Source organism: Pseudomonas sp. GW823-FHT05G12, assembly GCF_058795575.1.
This window is the reverse complement of the sequence record NZ_CM179501.1, coordinates 193712-211453: the sequence shown is the minus strand read 5'-3', so window position 1 is coordinate 211453 and position 17742 is coordinate 193712. Positions and strand designations below refer to the sequence as shown.

Genomic DNA, 17742 nt, shown 5'->3' with positions numbered 1-17742 from the left:
GATCATTGAAAATCGCTTGCGGATATTGAATGCAAGAAAGGCAAGGATCCGCGCTCTATAGATGAATTCTGACTAACAAGCCACAGATATGCGCCAACAAACCAGCGCCTGTTTACTGACAGTGACTAAGCTGGAACCCAAAGCCCTTGCATGCCTTGGCTGAGTGGCAGGCTATGCTGCAACAAGCCGGATGATGGCTGGATCAAAAATGAAACAATCATTGCCCCGCTAAGTCTGGTGAAAATGAACCACGTAGAATTGTTTACTCAACACCGATTCAAGGCGAACATTGGCCAGCTGCTCCAGCACCAGGGCGTGATAACCCTCATCAGCACAGCTTTGCAGCACCAAAGAAAGCCAGGGTGAGCCGGCCTGACCTTAACGACGGCACACCCACCCCACCCACCACAAGGATGAAGAGAGCGCCGCGTGGAATCCGAAGTCAGTCGAGTCCAACTCAGCCACGATCCACGCAGTCAGCATGACGATCCCCTGCTGGATAGTCTGCTGAGCCTGTGTGTCCTGCACCAGAAGCCCGCCAGCCGGGTCATGCTGACAACAGGCCTACCGCTACCCGCCCAGCGCCTGAGCCCTGAACTGCTGCCGCGCGCCGCGGCCCGGGCTGGCCTGCAGGGGCGCCTGCTTCAGCGAAAGCTGGAGCAGATCCCGAGTATCGCCATGCCGGCCATGCTGCTGCTCAAGGAGGGCCGCAGCGCCGTCCTGCTCGGCTGGGAGAACGATGACACCGCGCGCCTGCTACTCAGCGAGAGCGACGGTGGCGAGGTGCATGTCAGCCGCGAAGCACTGCTAAGCGACTACAGCGGCCGCGTGTTCTTCGCGCAGCCGCAGCACAAGTTCGATGTCAACCACGGCAACCTCATCCCACGAGCGAAGTCGTGGTTCCGCGACACCCTGCTGCGCAGCAAGTGGTTGTATATCGACGCCATCGCCGCCAGCCTGGTGATCAACCTGATCGCCTTGGCCGCGCCGCTGTTCGTGATGAACGTGTATGACCGGGTGGTGCCAAACCAGGCCACCTCGACGCTCTGGGTACTGGCCATCGGTATCGCCGGCGCGTACATCTTCGACCTGATCCTCAAAGGCCTTCGCGGCCTGTGCCTGGACCTGGCCGGCAAGAAGACCGACCTGATCATCTCGGCAACGCTGTTTGAACGTATCGTCGGCATGTCGATGAAGTACCGGCCGGCGCGGGTCGGCAGCTTTGCCCAGAACATTCACGAGTTCCAGGGCCTGCGCGACTTCCTCGCCTCGCTGACCCTGACCAGCTTGATCGACCTGCCCTTTACCATCCTGATTTTGATCGTCATCGCCATCATTGGCGGGCACCTGGTGTGGATACCGATCATCGCTTTCCCGCTGGCTCTGGGCATCGGCTACGCCCTGCAACGGCCACTGATGGCGACCATGGAGCGGACCATGGCTTTGGCATCAGAGCGCCAGTCCAGCCTGATCGAAACCCTGGCGGGTCTGGATGCGGTAAAGGTCAACAACGCCGAAAGCGAACGCCAGTACATGTGGGAGCAAACCCTCGGCACCCTGAGCAGGCTGGAACTGCGCGTGAAAGTGCTGTCGAGCCTGGCGATGAACATCACCCTGCTGATCCAGCAACTGGCAGGCGTGGCAATGATCTGCGTCGGCGTGTACCTGATCATCGACGGCAACCTGAGCATGGGCGGCCTGGTGGCTTGCTACATGCTCAGCGGCCGCGCCCTCGGCCCACTGGGCCAGCTCAATGGCCTGCTGGCCCGCTACCAGCAAGCCAAGGTAACCATGGTCTCCACCGACCACATGATGGATCTGCCGCAAGAGCGCAACTTCGAAGAACGCCCGCTGAGCCGCAAGGTGCTACAGGGCAGCGTCGAGTTCCGCGGTGTCGACTTCACTTATCCGAACCAGCAGAACCTGGCCCTGAAGAATATCAACCTGACCATTCGCCCTGGCGAGAAGGTCGGCATCATCGGTCGCAGCGGCTCGGGCAAGAGCTCGCTGGCCAAGCTCATTGTCGGCCTGTACGAGGCCGATGGTGGCTCGCTGCTGGTCGATGGCGTCGACATTCGCCAGATTGATGTCAGCGAACTGCGCCACAACATCGGCTACGTCCCACAGGACATCCAGCTGCTGGCCGGCACCTTGCGTGACAACCTGGTCAGCGGCGCCCGCTACATCGAGGACGAATTGATCCTGCAGGCCGCTGAACTGGCGGGCGTACATGAATTCGCCCGGCTGCACCCCGACGGCTACGAGCTGCAAGTGGGTGAACGCGGGCAGAACCTGTCCGGCGGCCAGCGGCAGAACGTCGCCTTGGGCCGTGCGCTGCTGCTCAACCCGCAGATCCTGCTGCTGGACGAGCCGACCAGCGCCATGGACAACACCGGTGAAGAACGCCTCAAGCAGCGCCTGCAAGCGGTGGTGGAGGGCAAGACGGTACTGCTGGTCACGCACCGTGCCTCGTTGCTGTCGCTGGTAGACCGGCTGATCGTGATCGATCGCGGGCAGATTGTCGCCGACGGCCCGAAAGCCGCGGTCATGGATGCACTGAAGAAGGGGCAGATCAGTGTTGCATAAGCTGGATATGGGGCAGTTCAAGGACGGCCTGCGGCGCTATTTCAAAGGCAGCGACTCGCTTGGCGGCCAGCCGTTGCCCGAGGTAAACAAAGCCCTGATCGAAGATGCACCGCGGGTGGTGCGGCTGACCATCTGGGGCGTGATCCTGTTCTTCGTGTTCTTGATTGTATGGGCCAGCGTTGCGCCCATCGACGAAGTTACGCGGGGTGAAGGCAAGGCCATTCCGTCTTCCAAGGTGCAGAAGATCCAGAACCTGGAGGGCGGCATCGTCGCCGAAATCTTCGCCAAGGAGGGGCAGATCGTCGAAGTGGGCCAGCCATTGCTGCGCCTGGATGAAACCCGCTTCGCCTCCAACGTTGGTGAAACCGAGGCTGACCGCCTGGCCATGGCCCTGCGAGTCGAACGTTTGAGTGCCGAGGTAGAGGACCGCCCGCTGATTATCGACGAAAAGCTGCGTAAAGCCGCGCCAAACCAGGCGGCCAGTGAAGAGTCGCTGTACCAGAGCCGGCGCCAGCAACTGCAGGACGAAATTGGCGGCCTGCAGCAGCAGTTGGTCCAACGCCAGCAGGAGTTGCGCGAATACAGCTCCAAACGCACCCAGTACGCCAACAGCCTTGAGCTGCTGCGCAAGGAAATCAGCATGTCCGAACCGCTGGTGGCAACCGGCGCGATTTCCCAGGTTGAAGTGCTGCGCCTGCGCCGTGCTGAAGTGGAAAACCGCGGTCAGCTGGATTCCACTGCGCTGGCGATCCCGCGCGCAGAGGCGGCGATCCGCGAGGTGCAAAGCAAGATCGAAGAAACGCGTGGCAAGTTCCGAAGCGAAGCGCTGACCCAGCTGAACGAGGCACGCACCGAACTGAACAAGGCTACCGCCACCAGCAAGGCGCTGGACGACCGGGTGCACCGCACACTGGTCACTTCGCCCGTACGCGGTATCGTCAAGCAACTGCTGGTGAACACCATTGGCGGGGTAATCCAGCCAGGCAGCGATATCCTCGAAGTCGTGCCACTGGACGACACGCTGGTCATCGAGGCGAAGATTTTGCCCAAAGACATCGCCTTCCTGCACCCTGGCCAGGAAGCGACGGTCAAGTTCACCGCGTATGACTACACCATCTACGGTGGGCTAAAGGCCAAGCTGGAGCAGATTGGCGCCGACACCATTACCGATGAAGACAAGAAGACTACGTATTACCTGATCAAGCTGCGCACTGATCGCAGCCACCTGGGGACTGACGAGAAGCCACTGCTGATCATTCCGGGGATGGTGGCGACGGTGGACATCATGACAGGCAAGAAAACCATCATGAGCTACCTGCTCAAGCCGATCATGAAGGCGCGCTCGGAGGCGCTGCGCGAGCGGTGATAGCCAACCTGCAGGTTTCGCCATTGCTTTAGGAGCGGCCTCATGTCGCGACAGGGCTGTACAAGCAGCCCTGCAAATCGCTACGTGAACCTGGGGGCCGCTACGCGGCCCTTTTGCGGCTCTAGCCCACGCCTACAGCCGCACGCGGGAGGCCATTCAGCGCCAAGGCGCAGGCTCGCCCACCAGTTGCCCCTGAATCCCGCCTACTCCCATCTCCAGCAACACCAACCGCTCCCCTTCCGTCTCGACTCGCTCGGCAATCAGCGGCAGGTCGATGCTATGCGCCGCACGCTGGATCGCTTCGATGAACAGCCGCTTGTGCTGCTCATGATCGATGTTGCGGATGTAACTGCCGTCAATCTTCAGGTACGCCAGGCCCAAATGCGCCAGGTTGCCAATCATGCTGAAGCGCCCACCGAAGCGTTGCAAAGCCAACCCGAAGCCAAGCCCATGCAGGCGCCGGGTGAGTTGCTCCAACGCTGCCTGCTCAGGCAACTGCTCCTCGCCAATTTCAAAAACCAGCCGCGGACCGAGCGCCGCATTCTGGCCCAGCAGCTCGAAAACGCGCTGAAGGGCCTTGGGGTCGGCCAGGGTGGCGGCGGACAGGTTCAACGCCAGCACCTGGTCATGCCCTCGCAGGTGCGCCAACACTTTCTCCAGCACCAGCACATCCAGCCGCGGCATCCAGCCGAAGCGCTCCAGCCAAGGCAGGAAGCGGCCCGCCGGCAAGGCCTCGCCCTGGCCATCGCGCAAACGCGAAATAACTTTGTGGTGCAGTACCCGTTGCGAGGAAGCGCACTCTATCACTGGCTGGAAGAACAACTCGAAATGCCCATTGATGAACGCCTGGTCGAGCCGTTCGTGCCAGGCATGCTGGCTATCTGCAGCAACCGCCGCAACACCTTGCTCAAGGCATACCCAGCCCGGCGTTGGCTGGTTCTCAGCGCGGGCCAGAGCCTCGTCGGCCAGCTTCAGCAATGCCTGGGGTGAATCACCAGGGCTGAATGGCGCCAGGCCTATACAAGCCACCGGGTCGATATCACTGGCCCCCGTTTCGTGCAGGCTCTGCAACGTTGCCTCCAGAGCCTGGGCAAGGTGTACTGCCTCCTCATGCACCATGCCCGGTGCCAGCACTGCAAACTCGCCGCCGCGGCTGCGGGAAATGAGGTCGTTGGTTTCCGGGTAGCTGGCACAAGTACGACGCAGCTGTTCACCTACCGCTTGCAACAACTGGTCGGTACGCTGGCCGCCAAGGCGGGCGTTCAGGCCAGCCAGGCCCTGAACCCGCAGCAACAGCAGGTAACCGGCGCGCGCGTCTTCCAGGTTGCTTACCCGATTGTTCAGCTGCATTTCAAAATAGCGGCGGTTCGACAGCCCGGTCAGGCTGTCCTGGTAGGACTCCGCACGCAGCCGCTCACTGCGCTCGGCCTGCTCGGTGAACAGGGCTTTGAGTTTCTCGACCATCTGGTTCATCGCTTGCACTACGCGGCGTAGCTCCGGCGTGCGTGGCAACTCTGGCAGGCTGAGGAATTCGCGGCGGGCAATAGCGTGGGATTGCTCGACCATGTAGTCCAGCGGCCTCAACTGGCGGCGCAACAGCAAAGCACCGAGCACGGCACTGGCCGCACCGCACAACAGCAACCAACCCAGGCTGCCCAAGGCGCTTTGCCAAAGCTTGGCAATGGCGAACATCGGGTGGCTGATCACTTCAACGCGCGCTGCCTGCTGCCAGCCACGACTGACGATTGCATCGCCGCCGGCGGCCTCGAGGCCGATCAGGCGCACGAACCAAGGCGGCACACCGCCAGGGTCTGGCTCGGCGTGACGCTCCACCAGCACGGCGTTGGAACCCAGGTCGACGACCTTGATGCTTGCATAGTAACCACTGTCGAAAATCGAGCTGACCATCAGCTCGACCATCGCTGGGTCGTCGATATTCGGCGTCAGCGAAAGCGCCAGCGCGGTGGCCGCATCCTGGGCGTGCGAGCGCAGCTGGTTGACGTACTGGCTGCGCGAGCTTTCCAGGCTGACCATGAAACTGCCACTGAAGGCGACCACCAGGAACAGGCAAATGGCCAACAGCAATTGTTTGAACAGTGACATCTGTGCTCCTTCAGTAAACCGGCTCGGCCGGGAACCCTTCGGCCTGCATTTTCTTCAACAAATCCTGCCAGCGTGACAGCCGCTTGGTATCACCAACCTTCTTGTTCCCTGCCGCGCCCGTCAGCCACAACCCCTCGCCATTGAAGGCGTACACCGGCAGCAAGTCGGTACGCTGGCTTGCCGGCTTTATGGCATCCATCAGACTGTCCAGCACCAAAGGCTGGGCCTGTGGGCTTGAATAATAGGTCAGGACCATGTGTGCCCGGTTCTGCCGCAGCGCCTTGACGTAGGTGATGCGCAGTTTCTCGCTGGGGATTCCCATGCGCCGTAGACTAAAATATTTGGCGATGGCGTAATCCTCGCAGTCCCCTGCACCTTTGATCAGTGCCTGCACAGGTGTGGCCCAGTAGTCGACCTCATGCCACAGATCGATATCCTCGACATACCGCAATTGCTGGTTGAAGAAGCGGTTGACCACTTGCAACCTTTCAAGCTCGGTACCCTGCTTCTGCGTGGCCATCAGGCTCTGCCAGGCATCGATGCGACCCTGCCCGGCACCTAGTGGGCCGTACAGAGCCTGCGACTTGCGGCTGATCTGGGAGAAATCCCAATCCGCGTGCAAGCCGCCCAGCAGAAGACTGCCCAGCAGCACGGCAAAGCCGACATATCGCACTACGGTTTTGAGCAACCAGGATATCGCCACTGCGAAGCCCTGTTCAGACCAGTCGAAAGCAGCGATGGTGGGGCTTGCCACCGCAAAAGACAATGGCACCCTGCAATCACGCACCCGGCTGTCAGCCCGCCTATACTTTCTGCTTACATCTTTCTATAGGCAGCTTCCTTTGACGTGCGACTTCCTCCACCATAGCCGCGCTTTTGGGGCGCCCGTACCAGTGTGGGTGCAGGTTTGACACCCTCACAAGCTGTTACTAGTTTAATTGGATCCAATATAGTCATCGTTGAGGCAGGCGTCGCGTGGCCAAGAAAATCAAATTGAGCAATGTGCTGGCCAGCGAGCAGTTGTTGCCGCATCAGGCCCGTGGCGTGATCGAAGAACGCCTGCGCAGCGCCATTCTCGATGGTCGCTTGCCGCCTGGTACTGCAGTTCGCCAACAAGAGCTCGCCACCTTGTACGGCGTCAGTCGCATGCCCGTGCGCGAGGCCCTGCGCCAGCTCGAAGCGCAATCCCTGTTGAAAGTGGAGATGCACAAGGGCGCCGTCGTTGCACCGCTGATCGGCGAGGATGCAGTGGACACCTATGCCCTTCGCGTATTGCTCGAGAGCGAGGCGCTGCGCCAGTCTATCCCGCTGCTTGATGCCAGCGACATCGCCAGCGCCCGCGGGTATATCCAGCAACTGGAGAACGAGACCAGCCACACCGAAATTGGCCGCCTCAACCGCCTGCTCCACATGGCGCTGTACAGCAAGGCGCCGAACAAGAAACTACTGCGCCTTATCGAGAACGAACTGAACGAGGAAGAACGCTTCCTGCGCTTCCATCTTTCGTCCATGGGCCTGGGCAAGCTCACTCAGGACGATCACAACGCACTGGTAGATGCCGCCAGCGACAAGCTGGTGGACGAAGCGGTAGCGGTGCTGGAACGGCACCTCAATGGCGGGGCGCGGGTGATCCGCAATTACCTGGATACGCAATTGGGGCGTTAGCCCATTACCGGCTTTACGCGTTAATTGATGGGTTGCAAATTAATCTTGCTCCGCCAACAATGAGACTAATTATCATTAACGTCCATTGATGCCGGCGCCCTCCTCCATGCCCAGCAACGATTCCGTGCAAACGCTCTACAGTGACCACCACGGCTGGTTGCATACCTGGCTGCGTAGCAAGCTCGGCAACGCAGCCGATGCGGCTGACCTCGCCCAGGATACCTTCGTCCGCTTGCTACAGCGTCGTGAGCAATTGCAGCTGAATGCTCCCAGGGCCTTCCTGCGCACGGTAGCGCGTGGGCTGGTGATCGATCATTGGCGCCGCGAGGAACTGCACAGGGCCTACCTGGAGGCTTTGGCCCATGTGCCGGAAGCACTGGTCCCCTCAGTCGAGACCCGCGAGCTGCTGCTGGAATTGCTTGAACGTATTGCACGCATGCTCGACGGCCTCAAACCCAAGGTACGTCGCGCATTCCTGCTGGCTCAATGCGAGGGGCTGAAGCATCAGGCCATCGCCGAACAGATGGGGATCTCCGTGCGCACCGTTGAGCGCTACATCGCCGATGCGCTCTATCACTGCTACGTGCTGCGCTATGAAGACGACTGCTGAATCCATGACAGTCGCACGCCCTGATACAAAAACGGTCAGGCAGGCCATTCAGTGGATGCTGCGGCTGCGTGAAAGCGGACACGATCCGGCTTTGCAACAACAGTGCGCGCAATGGCGCAGCAGCCACCACGAAAACGAACAGGCCTGGCAGCGTATGGTTCACCTTCATAAGGACCTCGACCTGCGCGCTATCCCGGGTGCCGGGCTGGCATTGCAGACACTGGAAACCAGCCAGCAGCGCCTGCGCCGTCGACAGGCGCTGAAGCTGCTTGGCGGCGTTGTCATGGCAGGATCAGCGAGCTGGCTGGCCAAAGACCTCGATACTGTGAGTGCCTGGACGTCAGACTATGCCACCGGCACGGGCGAGCGACGCGTCTTCACCCTGCCCGATGGCTCACTGATGCAACTCAATACCTGCAGTGCCGTGGACCTGGCCTTCCATGATCAACAGCGCCTGGTCCGCCTGAAGCATGGGGAATTGATGATCAACTGCAACCCCCGGAATCCCCTGCTGGTACAAACCCGCGACGCGCTGCTTGAAGGCTTCGAAGGACGCTTTGTGGCCTATCAGGATAGCGACTACACACGTGTCAGCGTCAGCCACGGCAAAGTGGCGATACACCGGCCTGGTGCTGGCCAACTTCAGTGGATCGAAGGTGGCCAGAACTGGCGCCTGGATGCTCAAGGTGCGCACCGGCTCGCGCACATGGACATGGATGCGATGGCCTGGACTGAAGGGTTGATCGTCACTCAGGACATGCGCCTCTCCAACTTCCTCGCGCAGGTCAGCCGCTATCGCCATGGTTACCTGGGCTGCAGCAATGATATTGCCGACCTGCGCCTGTCGGGGGTGTTCCGCCTCGAAGACCCGGAACAACTGCTTCGGCTGCTACCGCAGACGTTGCCCGTACGACTTCGTCGACGTACACGCTGGTGGGTGCATGTAGAGAGCATCACCTGATAAGGCGTTATCGATTTCTGGCGGGTTTTGAATCCAGGTCCGGCTAGGACAGTAAGCAACACTTTCTGCCCTCGACACTTTAACGGACCCTTCATGTCTACCAACCCGGTGTTAACCCACACTTTCAGCCCGAATGATTTTCGTCCAGTCCTGCAATCAGCTCACTTGCGCCATGCCATCCGGGCTGTTCTGTTTGGTACCGCCCTGGGCCTGGCAACTGTTCCGCAACTTTCCGTTGCGGCCGACACAGCCGAAGTGAGCCAACACTATGCAATACCAGCTGGCCAACTGACCGACGTGCTCAACACAATCGCTCGCCAGGCCGGGATCACCCTATCGAGCACGCCTCAGCTGACCGATGGCCTGCATTCCAACGGACTGCAGGGGCAGTACACAGCCGATCAGGCGCTGCGCCAGTTGCTAAATGGCAGCGGACTGGAAGCCGTCAGCCAGGGGGGACGTAACTATGTGCTGCAGGCACAGCGTCAGAACGCTGCCCTGGCATTGCCAGACACCGACATCCGTAGTTTCTCCCTCGGCAACGCACTGGGCAGCATGGAGGGTTACAACGCCACGCACAGCCAGGTGGCGACCAAGACCAGCATGCCCTTGGTGGAGACATCCCAATCGGTCTCGGTGGTTACTCGCCAGCAAATGGATGATCAGGGCTCTCAGACCGTTGCCCAAGCCATGCGCTACACGCCTGGAGTACTGACCAACCCGTACGGTGCCACTCATCGCTATGACTATGTAGCCATGCGCGGCTTCAACGACGGTTCGGTGGACAACATCTACGTCGATGGGCTCAAGTCAATGGGAGACAACGGCACCTACAGCACAATGCAGGTAGACCCATACTTCCTTGAGCGCATCGACATTCTCAAGGGACCGTCTTCGGTACTGTACGGACGAAGCTCGCCGGGTGGCCTGGTAGCCCTGACCACCAAGAAGCCACTCTTTGCCCCTTACCATCAGGTTCAGGCCACGGTAGGTACTCAGGGCCAGCGTGGCGTGGGCTTCGACTTCAGTGGTCCTGTGGATGACGACAAACGCATTGCGTATCGCCTGACGGGTTTGGCGGATGCTTCCGACACTCAGTTCGACCACAACAAGGAAGAACGTTACGCCATCGCCCCTGCTATCAGTGTCGACTTCACCGAAGACACCTCACTCACGCTGCAGGCCTATTTGCAGCACGACCCTAACGGTGGGTACCACGGCGGCAACCCTGCAGACGGCATGCTGCACAAACGCAACGGTTTTCGCCTGTCAGACCATTTCTTCGAAGGCGAGCCGAGCATCGACAACTACGAGCGCACGCAGCAATCCTTCAGTTACCAGTTTGAGCACCGCTTCAATGATGTTTTCACCGCGCGGCAGAACTTCCGTTATCAGGATTCCGACGTGTCGATGGACCAGGTGTACGCCGCCGGCTGGGCAGATGTTGACAGCAACATGCTAAACCGCGCCTATACCGGCGGCGACGAGCGTCTGCATTCATACATCATTGATAACATGCTGCAGGCAGAGTTTTTTACTGGGGCCGCCAAGCACACCCTGCTCTTGGGGGCTGACTACCAGCGGCGCAAAGCCGACGTGACATGGCGTTATGGCACCGTCGACCCGCTGGATGCTGGCAATCCGCAGTACGGCAATGGCAACCTTCAGGTACTGGGCGAGAACCGCTACCAGCGGCGTTTGCAACAAACGGGTGTGTACCTGCAGGATCTGGTGGAGCTGGACCAGTGGCGCTTTTCCTTGGGACTGCGCCAGGACTGGGTGAAGGTGTCCGAAGAGAACCGTGACAGCGACAGCAAGGTCAGTGATCAACGCTCCAGGTTCACCTCCCGGGCTGGAGTGCTCTACCTGTTCGAGAACGGCATTGCGCCCTACATCAGCTACTCGGAGTCGTTCAACCCGAACACCGTGTCCGACCAGCAAGGCCGGCCGCTGGCACCGACGGAGGGCACTCAGTGGGAAGCCGGCATCAAATATCAGCCACCAGGGAGCGACAACCTGTTCACCGCATCGGTGTTCCGCATCGAGCAGGAGAATTTGGCGTCTAAACAGCCTGACGAAGACTTCTACCGCCCTGTCGGTGAAGTCCGCTCGCAAGGGCTGGAGCTGGAGGCCCATGTGCAACTGACCGACAGCCTCAAACTGCTGGGTGGCTATACCTTCACCGATATCGAGTATTCGAAGTCAATGCCGAGCCTTGTGTCGGGCAACTTGGACAACAAGGGTAATTCGCCGACTCAGGCGCCGAAACAGATGCTCTCGCTGTGGGCCGACTATAACTTCCGCCAGGGGGCACTGGATGGCCTGCGGCTGGGCGGTGGGGTGCGATATGTGGGGTACAGCTGGGTCGATGCGGAAAACAGCATGAAGGTGCCTTCCTACACCCTGTTCGACGCCTCGATCGGCTATGACCTGGGCAAGGTCGGCCTGACGGGTGTGGATGTGCGCTTGAACGCCAACAACCTTACCAATGAAAGCTACATCACCTCATGTGCCAGCCTGAACTACTGCTACATGGGTGAAGAGCGCAATGTGAGCGCCACGGTCAGCTATCAGTTCTAACCGATATTGAAACCCGGAAAAGACAAAGCCCCTGTCTGCATCGCAGACAGGGGCTTTGGGTTTGAATCTTGACGATGACCTACTCTCACATGGGGAAACCCCACACTACCATCGGCGATGCATCGTTTCACTGCTGAGTTCGGGATGGGATCAGGTGGTTCCAATGCTCTATGGTCGTCAAGAAATTCTGTGTGCTGGCCCGTCTCTCGGACGCGCCTGCGAATCTCTGTAGTTCCTACTTAAAGACAAAACCCCTACCTGCATGCGCAGATAGGGGTTTTGCGAAATGAATCTTGACGATGACCTACTCTCACATGGGGAAACCCCACACTACCATCGGCGATGCATCGTTTCACTACTGAGTTCGGGATGGGATCAGGTGGTTCCAATGCTCTATGGTCGTCAAGAAATTCTGTTGCCAGAATGTCCAGATGGACAGCCCAGCGAATTCGGATATGCGATATTTGTGGTCTTACGAATTTTCGGGTTTTTCGTCTTCACCACCGCAATCTGCGTCAGCAAATTGCTTGGGTGTTATATGGTCAAGCCTCACGGGCAATTAGTATTGGTTAGCTCAACGCCTCACAGCGCTTACACACCCAACCTATCAACGTCGTAGTCTTCGACGGCCCTTTAGGGGATTCAAGATCCCAGTGAGATCTCATCTTGAGGCAAGTTTCCCGCTTAGATGCTTTCAGCGGTTATCTCTTCCGAACATAGCTACCCGGCAATGCCACTGGCGTGACAACCGGAACACCAGAGGTTCGTCCACTCCGGTCCTCTCGTACTAGGAGCAGCCCCTCTCAAATCTCAAACGTCCACGGCAGATAGGGACCGAACTGTCTCACGACGTTCTAAACCCAGCTCGCGTACCACTTTAAATGGCGAACAGCCATACCCTTGGGACCGGCTTCAGCCCCAGGATGTGATGAGCCGACATCGAGGTGCCAAACACCGCCGTCGATATGAACTCTTGGGCGGTATCAGCCTGTTATCCCCGGAGTACCTTTTATCCGTTGAGCGATGGCCCTTCCATACAGAACCACCGGATCACTAAGACCTACTTTCGTACCTGCTCGACGTGTTTGTCTCGCAGTCAAGCGCGCTTTTGCCTTTATACTCTACGACCGATTTCCGACCGGTCTGAGCGCACCTTCGTACTCCTCCGTTACTCTTTGGGAGGAGACCGCCCCAGTCAAACTACCCACCATACACTGTCCTCGATCCGGATAACGGACCTGAGTTAGAACCTCAAAGTTGCCAGGGTGGTATTTCAAGGATGGCTCCATGAGAACTGGCGTCCCCACTTCAAAGCCTCCCACCTATCCTACACAAGCAAATTCAAAGTCCAGTGCAAAGCTATAGTAAAGGTTCACGGGGTCTTTCCGTCTAGCCGCGGATACACTGCATCTTCACAGCGATTTCAATTTCACTGAGTCTCGGGTGGAGACAGCGCCGCCATCGTTACGCCATTCGTGCAGGTCGGAACTTACCCGACAAGGAATTTCGCTACCTTAGGACCGTTATAGTTACGGCCGCCGTTTACCGGGGCTTCGATCAAGAGCTTCGCTTGCGCTAACCCCATCAATTAACCTTCCGGCACCGGGCAGGCGTCACACCCTATACGTCCACTTTCGTGTTTGCAGAGTGCTGTGTTTTTAATAAACAGTCGCAGCGGCCTGGTATCTTCGACCGGCATGGGCTTACGGAGCAAGTCCTTCACCCTCGCCGGCGCACCTTCTCCCGAAGTTACGGTGCCATTTTGCCTAGTTCCTTCACCCGAGTTCTCTCAAGCGCCTTGGTATTCTCTACCTAACCACCTGTGTCGGTTTGGGGTACGGTTCCCAGTTATCTGAAGCTTAGGAGCTTTTCTTGGAAGCATGGTATCAACCACTTCGTCGCCTGAAGGCAACTCGTCATCAGCTCTCGGCCTTGAAATCCCGGATTTGCCTAAGATTTCAGCCTACCACCTTAAACCTGGACAACCAACGCCAGGCTGGCCTAACCTTCTCCGTCCCTCCATCGCAATAACTGGAAGTACAGGAATATTAACCTGTTTTCCATCGACTACGCTTTTCAGCCTCGCCTTAGGGACCGACTAACCCTGCGTCGATTAACGTTGCGCAGGAAACCTTGGTCTTTCGGCGTGCGAGTTTTTCACTCGCATTGTCGTTACTCATGTCAGCATTCGCACTTCTGATACCTCCAGCAAGCTTCTCAACTCACCTTCACAGGCTTACAGAACGCTCCTCTACCGCATCATCGTAAGATGATACCCGTAGCTTCGGTGCATGGTTTGAGCCCCGTTACATCTTCCGCGCAGGCCGACTCGACTAGTGAGCTATTACGCTTTCTTTAAAGGGTGGCTGCTTCTAAGCCAACCTCCTAGCTGTCTAAGCCTTCCCACATCGTTTCCCACTTAACCATGACTTTGGGACCTTAGCTGACGGTCTGGGTTGTTTCCCTTTTCACGACGGACGTTAGCACCCGCCGTGTGTCTCCCATGCTCGGCACTTGTAGGTATTCGGAGTTTGCATCGGTTTGGTAAGTCGGGATGACCCCCTAGCCGAAACAGTGCTCTACCCCCTACAGTGATACATGAGGCGCTACCTAAATAGCTTTCGAGGAGAACCAGCTATCTCCGAGCTTGATTAGCCTTTCACTCCGATCCACAGGTCATCCGCTAACTTTTCAACGGTAGTCGGTTCGGTCCTCCAGTCAGTGTTACCTAACCTTCAACCTGCCCATGGATAGATCGCCCGGTTTCGGGTCTATACCCAGCGACTAAACGCCCTATTAAGACTCGCTTTCGCTACGCCTCCCCTATTCGGTTAAGCTCGCCACTGAATATAAGTCGCTGACCCATTATACAAAAGGTACGCAGTCACCTAACAAAGTAGGCTCCCACTGCTTGTACGCATACGGTTTCAGGTTCTATTTCACTCCCCTCTCCGGGGTTCTTTTCGCCTTTCCCTCACGGTACTGGTTCACTATCGGTCAGTCAGTAGTATTTAGCCTTGGAGGATGGTCCCCCCATATTCAGACAAAGTTTCTCGTGCTCCGTCCTACTCGATTTCATTGACAAGAGATTTTCGTGTACGGGGCTATCACCCACTATGGCCGCACTTTCCAGAGCGTTCCACTAATCTCAAATCAACTTAAGGGCTGGTCCCCGTTCGCTCGCCACTACTAAGGGAATCTCGGTTGATTTCTTTTCCTCAGGGTACTTAGATGTTTCAGTTCCCCTGGTTCGCCTCTTGCACCTATGTATTCAGTACAAGATAACCAGCTTATGCTGGCTGGGTTCCCCCATTCAGAGATCTCTGGATCACAGTCTGTTTGCCGACTCCCCAAAGCTTATCGCAGGCTACCACGTCTTTCATCGCCTCTGACTGCCAAGGCATCCACCGTATGCGCTTCTTCACTTGACCATATAACCCCAAGCAATCTGGTTATACTGTGAAGACGACATTCGCCGAAAATTCGTACGTTGCTCTTTCGAGCAGAACTCACAAATTTTACCTTAGCCTGATCCACCAGCAGTGAAACTGGTGTTCAGTCTATATCTATCACATATCCGAATTTTTAAAGAACGATCTGACAAAAGCCAGAAATCAACATTCGAGCTGAATGTTCATTTCTAAGTTCTGACAAGTGACTGCGTACGGCGAAAGTGGTGGAGCCAAGCGGGATCGAACCGCTGACCTCCTGCGTGCAAGGCAGGCGCTCTCCCAGCTGAGCTATGGCCCCGTATTCTACGGCTGAACCATGTAATGGTAGGTCTGGGCAGATTTGAACTGCCGACCTCACCCTTATCAGGGGTGCGCTCTAACCAACTGAGCTACAGACCTATAACAGGGTCGCGTTACAGCATCGTCTTTTACAATGAATCAAGCAATTCGTGTGGGAGCTCATCAGCAGGCTGATGTCGTCGATTAAGGAGGTGATCCAGCCGCAGGTTCCCCTACGGCTACCTTGTTACGACTTCACCCCAGTCATGAATCACACCGTGGTAACCGTCCCCCCGAAGGTTAGACTAGCTACTTCTGGTGCAACCCACTCCCATGGTGTGACGGGCGGTGTGTACAAGGCCCGGGAACGTATTCACCGCGACATTCTGATTCGCGATTACTAGCGATTCCGACTTCACGCAGTCGAGTTGCAGACTGCGATCCGGACTACGATCGGTTTTGTGAGATTAGCTCCACCTCGCGGCTTGGCAACCCTCTGTACCGACCATTGTAGCACGTGTGTAGCCCAGGCCGTAAGGGCCATGATGACTTGACGTCATCCCCACCTTCCTCCGGTTTGTCACCGGCAGTCTCCTTAGAGTGCCCACCATAACGTGCTGGTAACTAAGGACAAGGGTTGCGCTCGTTACGGGACTTAACCCAACATCTCACGACACGAGCTGACGACAGCCATGCAGCACCTGTGTCAGAGTTCCCGAAGGCACCAATCCATCTCTGGAAAGTTCTCTGCATGTCAAGGCCTGGTAAGGTTCTTCGCGTTGCTTCGAATTAAACCACATGCTCCACCGCTTGTGCGGGCCCCCGTCAATTCATTTGAGTTTTAACCTTGCGGCCGTACTCCCCAGGCGGTCAACTTAATGCGTTAGCTGCGCCACTAAAATCTCAAGGATTCCAACGGCTAGTTGACATCGTTTACGGCGTGGACTACCAGGGTATCTAATCCTGTTTGCTCCCCACGCTTTCGCACCTCAGTGTCAGTATCAGTCCAGGTGGTCGCCTTCGCCACTGGTGTTCCTTCCTATATCTACGCATTTCACCGCTACACAGGAAATTCCACCACCCTCTACCGTACTCTAGCTTGCCAGTTTTGGATGCAGTTCCCAGGTTGAGCCCGGGGCTTTCACATCCAACTTAACAAACCACCTACGCGCGCTTTACGCCCAGTAATTCCGATTAACGCTTGCACCCTCTGTATTACCGCGGCTGCTGGCACAGAGTTAGCCGGTGCTTATTCTGTCGGTAACGTCAAAACAGCAAGGTATTAGCTTACTGCCCTTCCTCCCAACTTAAAGTGCTTTACAATCCGAAGACCTTCTTCACACACGCGGCATGGCTGGATCAGGCTTTCGCCCATTGTCCAATATTCCCCACTGCTGCCTCCCGTAGGAGTCTGGACCGTGTCTCAGTTCCAGTGTGACTGATCATCCTCTCAGACCAGTTACGGATCGTCGCCTTGGTGAGCCATTACCCCACCAACTAGCTAATCCGACCTAGGCTCATCTGATAGCGCAAGGCCCGAAGGTCCCCTGCTTTCTCCCGTAGGACGTATGCGGTATTAGCGTTCCTTTCGAAACGTTGTCCCCCACTACCAGGCAGATTCCTAGGCATTACTCACCCGTCCGCCGCTGAATCAAGGAGCAAGCTCCCGTCATCCGCTCGACTTGCATGTGTTAGGCCTGCCGCCAGCGTTCAATCTGAGCCATGATCAAACTCTTCAGTTCAATACTGCTTGGGTTTTTAAGAAACCCTAAACTTGGCTCAGCAATCTCAAATGACTATGTGATTTCTCGCATGGTCACTTGTGATGCTGATAATCTTTTTGACTATCAGTCCGTACTCACAAGCACCCACACGAATTGCTTGATTCGATTTGTTAAAGAGCGTTGGTTAAGAGCTTTTCATCTCAACCGAGGCGCGCATTCTACGCCTTCCTCAGAGCCTGTCAAGCGTTTATTTTGAAGTTTTTGCGAGAAAATCGTTTAACTTCAGACACTTAACTCGCTTCGATCTCTCGTCGCGGGAGGTGAATAATACAGCATTCAAAAACACTGTCAACCACCTTTTTACTGCAGCTGGTTGACCTTGCGGCTTACCAGGACGAAGCATGAGCTTCTACTTA

8 protein-coding genes, 2 tRNA genes and 4 rRNA genes are annotated in these 17742 nt (G+C 57.3%); 6 read left to right on the top strand and 8 right to left on the bottom strand.

Features of this window, described 5'->3' with window-relative positions; genetic code table 11:
* Positions 1–429 precede the first annotated feature (429 nt).
* Together AC3RCM_RS00975 and AC3RCM_RS00970 are read left to right on the top strand one after the other, a co-directional pair.
* Positions 430–2586 (top strand): type I secretion system permease/ATPase, encoded by a 2157-nt coding sequence (locus AC3RCM_RS00975; RefSeq protein WP_003256004.1) that lies wholly within the window; start codon positions 430–432, stop codon positions 2584–2586.
* Positions 2587–2593: 7 nt separating this feature from the next.
* Complete coding sequence (locus tag AC3RCM_RS00970) at positions 2594–3952, top strand: HlyD family type I secretion periplasmic adaptor subunit (protein ID WP_177429905.1); 1359 nt, start codon at positions 2594–2596, stop codon at positions 3950–3952.
* A gap of 156 nt (positions 3953–4108) precedes the next feature.
* Here the strand turns inward: AC3RCM_RS00970 and lapD are convergent, their stop codons facing one another.
* Positions 4109–6055: a cyclic di-GMP receptor LapD gene (gene lapD, locus AC3RCM_RS00965; RefSeq protein ID WP_492629301.1), complete on the bottom strand. Its 1947-nt coding sequence runs from the start codon at positions 6053–6055 to the stop codon at positions 4109–4111.
* Between the two features lie 10 nt (positions 6056–6065).
* Positions 6066–6827: a cysteine protease LapG gene (gene lapG / locus AC3RCM_RS00960; RefSeq protein WP_172835033.1), complete on the bottom strand. Its 762-nt coding sequence runs from the start codon at positions 6825–6827 to the stop codon at positions 6066–6068.
* Between the two features lie 203 nt (positions 6828–7030).
* Here lapG and AC3RCM_RS00955 point away from each other — a divergent pair, with 203 nt between their 5' ends.
* The 4 genes from AC3RCM_RS00955 (at position 7031) to AC3RCM_RS00940 (ending at position 11871) form a co-directional block, all read left to right on the top strand.
* Entirely contained in the window at positions 7031–7720 is a 690-nt protein-coding gene (locus tag AC3RCM_RS00955) for a GntR family transcriptional regulator (RefSeq protein ID WP_064492509.1), read from the top strand.
* A gap of 106 nt (positions 7721–7826) precedes the next feature.
* On the top strand, positions 7827–8330 hold the full coding sequence (locus AC3RCM_RS00950; RefSeq protein ID WP_014589285.1) for a sigma-70 family RNA polymerase sigma factor: 504 nt from the start codon (positions 7827–7829) through the stop codon (positions 8328–8330).
* 4 nt (positions 8331–8334) lie between these two features.
* Positions 8335–9291 (top strand): FecR family protein, encoded by a 957-nt coding sequence (locus AC3RCM_RS00945; RefSeq protein WP_081273253.1) that lies wholly within the window; start codon positions 8335–8337, stop codon positions 9289–9291.
* 165 nt (positions 9292–9456) lie between these two features.
* The gene (locus AC3RCM_RS00940) at positions 9457–11871 is read left to right on the top strand and encodes a TonB-dependent siderophore receptor (protein ID WP_064492506.1); all 2415 of its coding nucleotides are present in this window, start codon (positions 9457–9459) and stop codon (positions 11869–11871) included.
* A gap of 66 nt (positions 11872–11937) precedes the next feature.
* Here the strand turns inward: AC3RCM_RS00940 and rrf (AC3RCM_RS00935) are convergent.
* The 6 genes from rrf (AC3RCM_RS00935) to AC3RCM_RS00910 all read right to left on the bottom strand — a co-directional run bounded on the left by rrf (AC3RCM_RS00935) (position 11938) and on the right by AC3RCM_RS00910 (position 17344).
* Positions 11938–12053, bottom strand: a 5S ribosomal RNA gene (rrf, locus tag AC3RCM_RS00935).
* A gap of 109 nt (positions 12054–12162) precedes the next feature.
* A 5S ribosomal RNA gene (rrf, locus tag AC3RCM_RS00930) occupies positions 12163–12278 on the bottom strand.
* Positions 12279–12409: 131 nt separating this feature from the next.
* Positions 12410–15302, bottom strand: a 23S ribosomal RNA gene (locus AC3RCM_RS00925).
* Positions 15303–15545: 243 nt separating this feature from the next.
* Positions 15546–15621: transfer RNA gene (locus tag AC3RCM_RS00920), tRNA-Ala, on the bottom strand.
* Between the two features lie 24 nt (positions 15622–15645).
* Positions 15646–15722, bottom strand: a tRNA-Ile gene (locus tag AC3RCM_RS00915).
* Positions 15723–15807: 85 nt separating this feature from the next.
* Positions 15808–17344 (bottom strand): 16S ribosomal RNA (locus tag AC3RCM_RS00910).
* Together the 16S, 23S and 5S rRNA genes with 2 tRNA genes alongside form the textbook arrangement of a ribosomal RNA operon.
* Positions 17345–17742: the final 398 nt, after the last annotated feature.

What these genes read in the sequence shown, in the direction of transcription:
- AC3RCM_RS00970 (WP_177429905.1), top strand. Translation starts at nt 2,594, where the DNA reads ATGGGGCAGTTCAAGGACGGCCTGCGGCGCTATTTCAAAGGCAGCGAC.
- lapD (WP_492629301.1), bottom strand. Translation starts at nt 6,055, where the DNA reads ATGTCACTGTTCAAACAATTGCTGTTGGCCATTTGCCTGTTCCTGGTG.
- AC3RCM_RS00950 (WP_014589285.1), top strand. Translation starts at nt 7,827, where the DNA reads ATGCCCAGCAACGATTCCGTGCAAACGCTCTACAGTGACCACCACGGC.
- AC3RCM_RS00945 (WP_081273253.1), top strand. Translation starts at nt 8,335, where the DNA reads ATGACAGTCGCACGCCCTGATACAAAAACGGTCAGGCAGGCCATTCAG.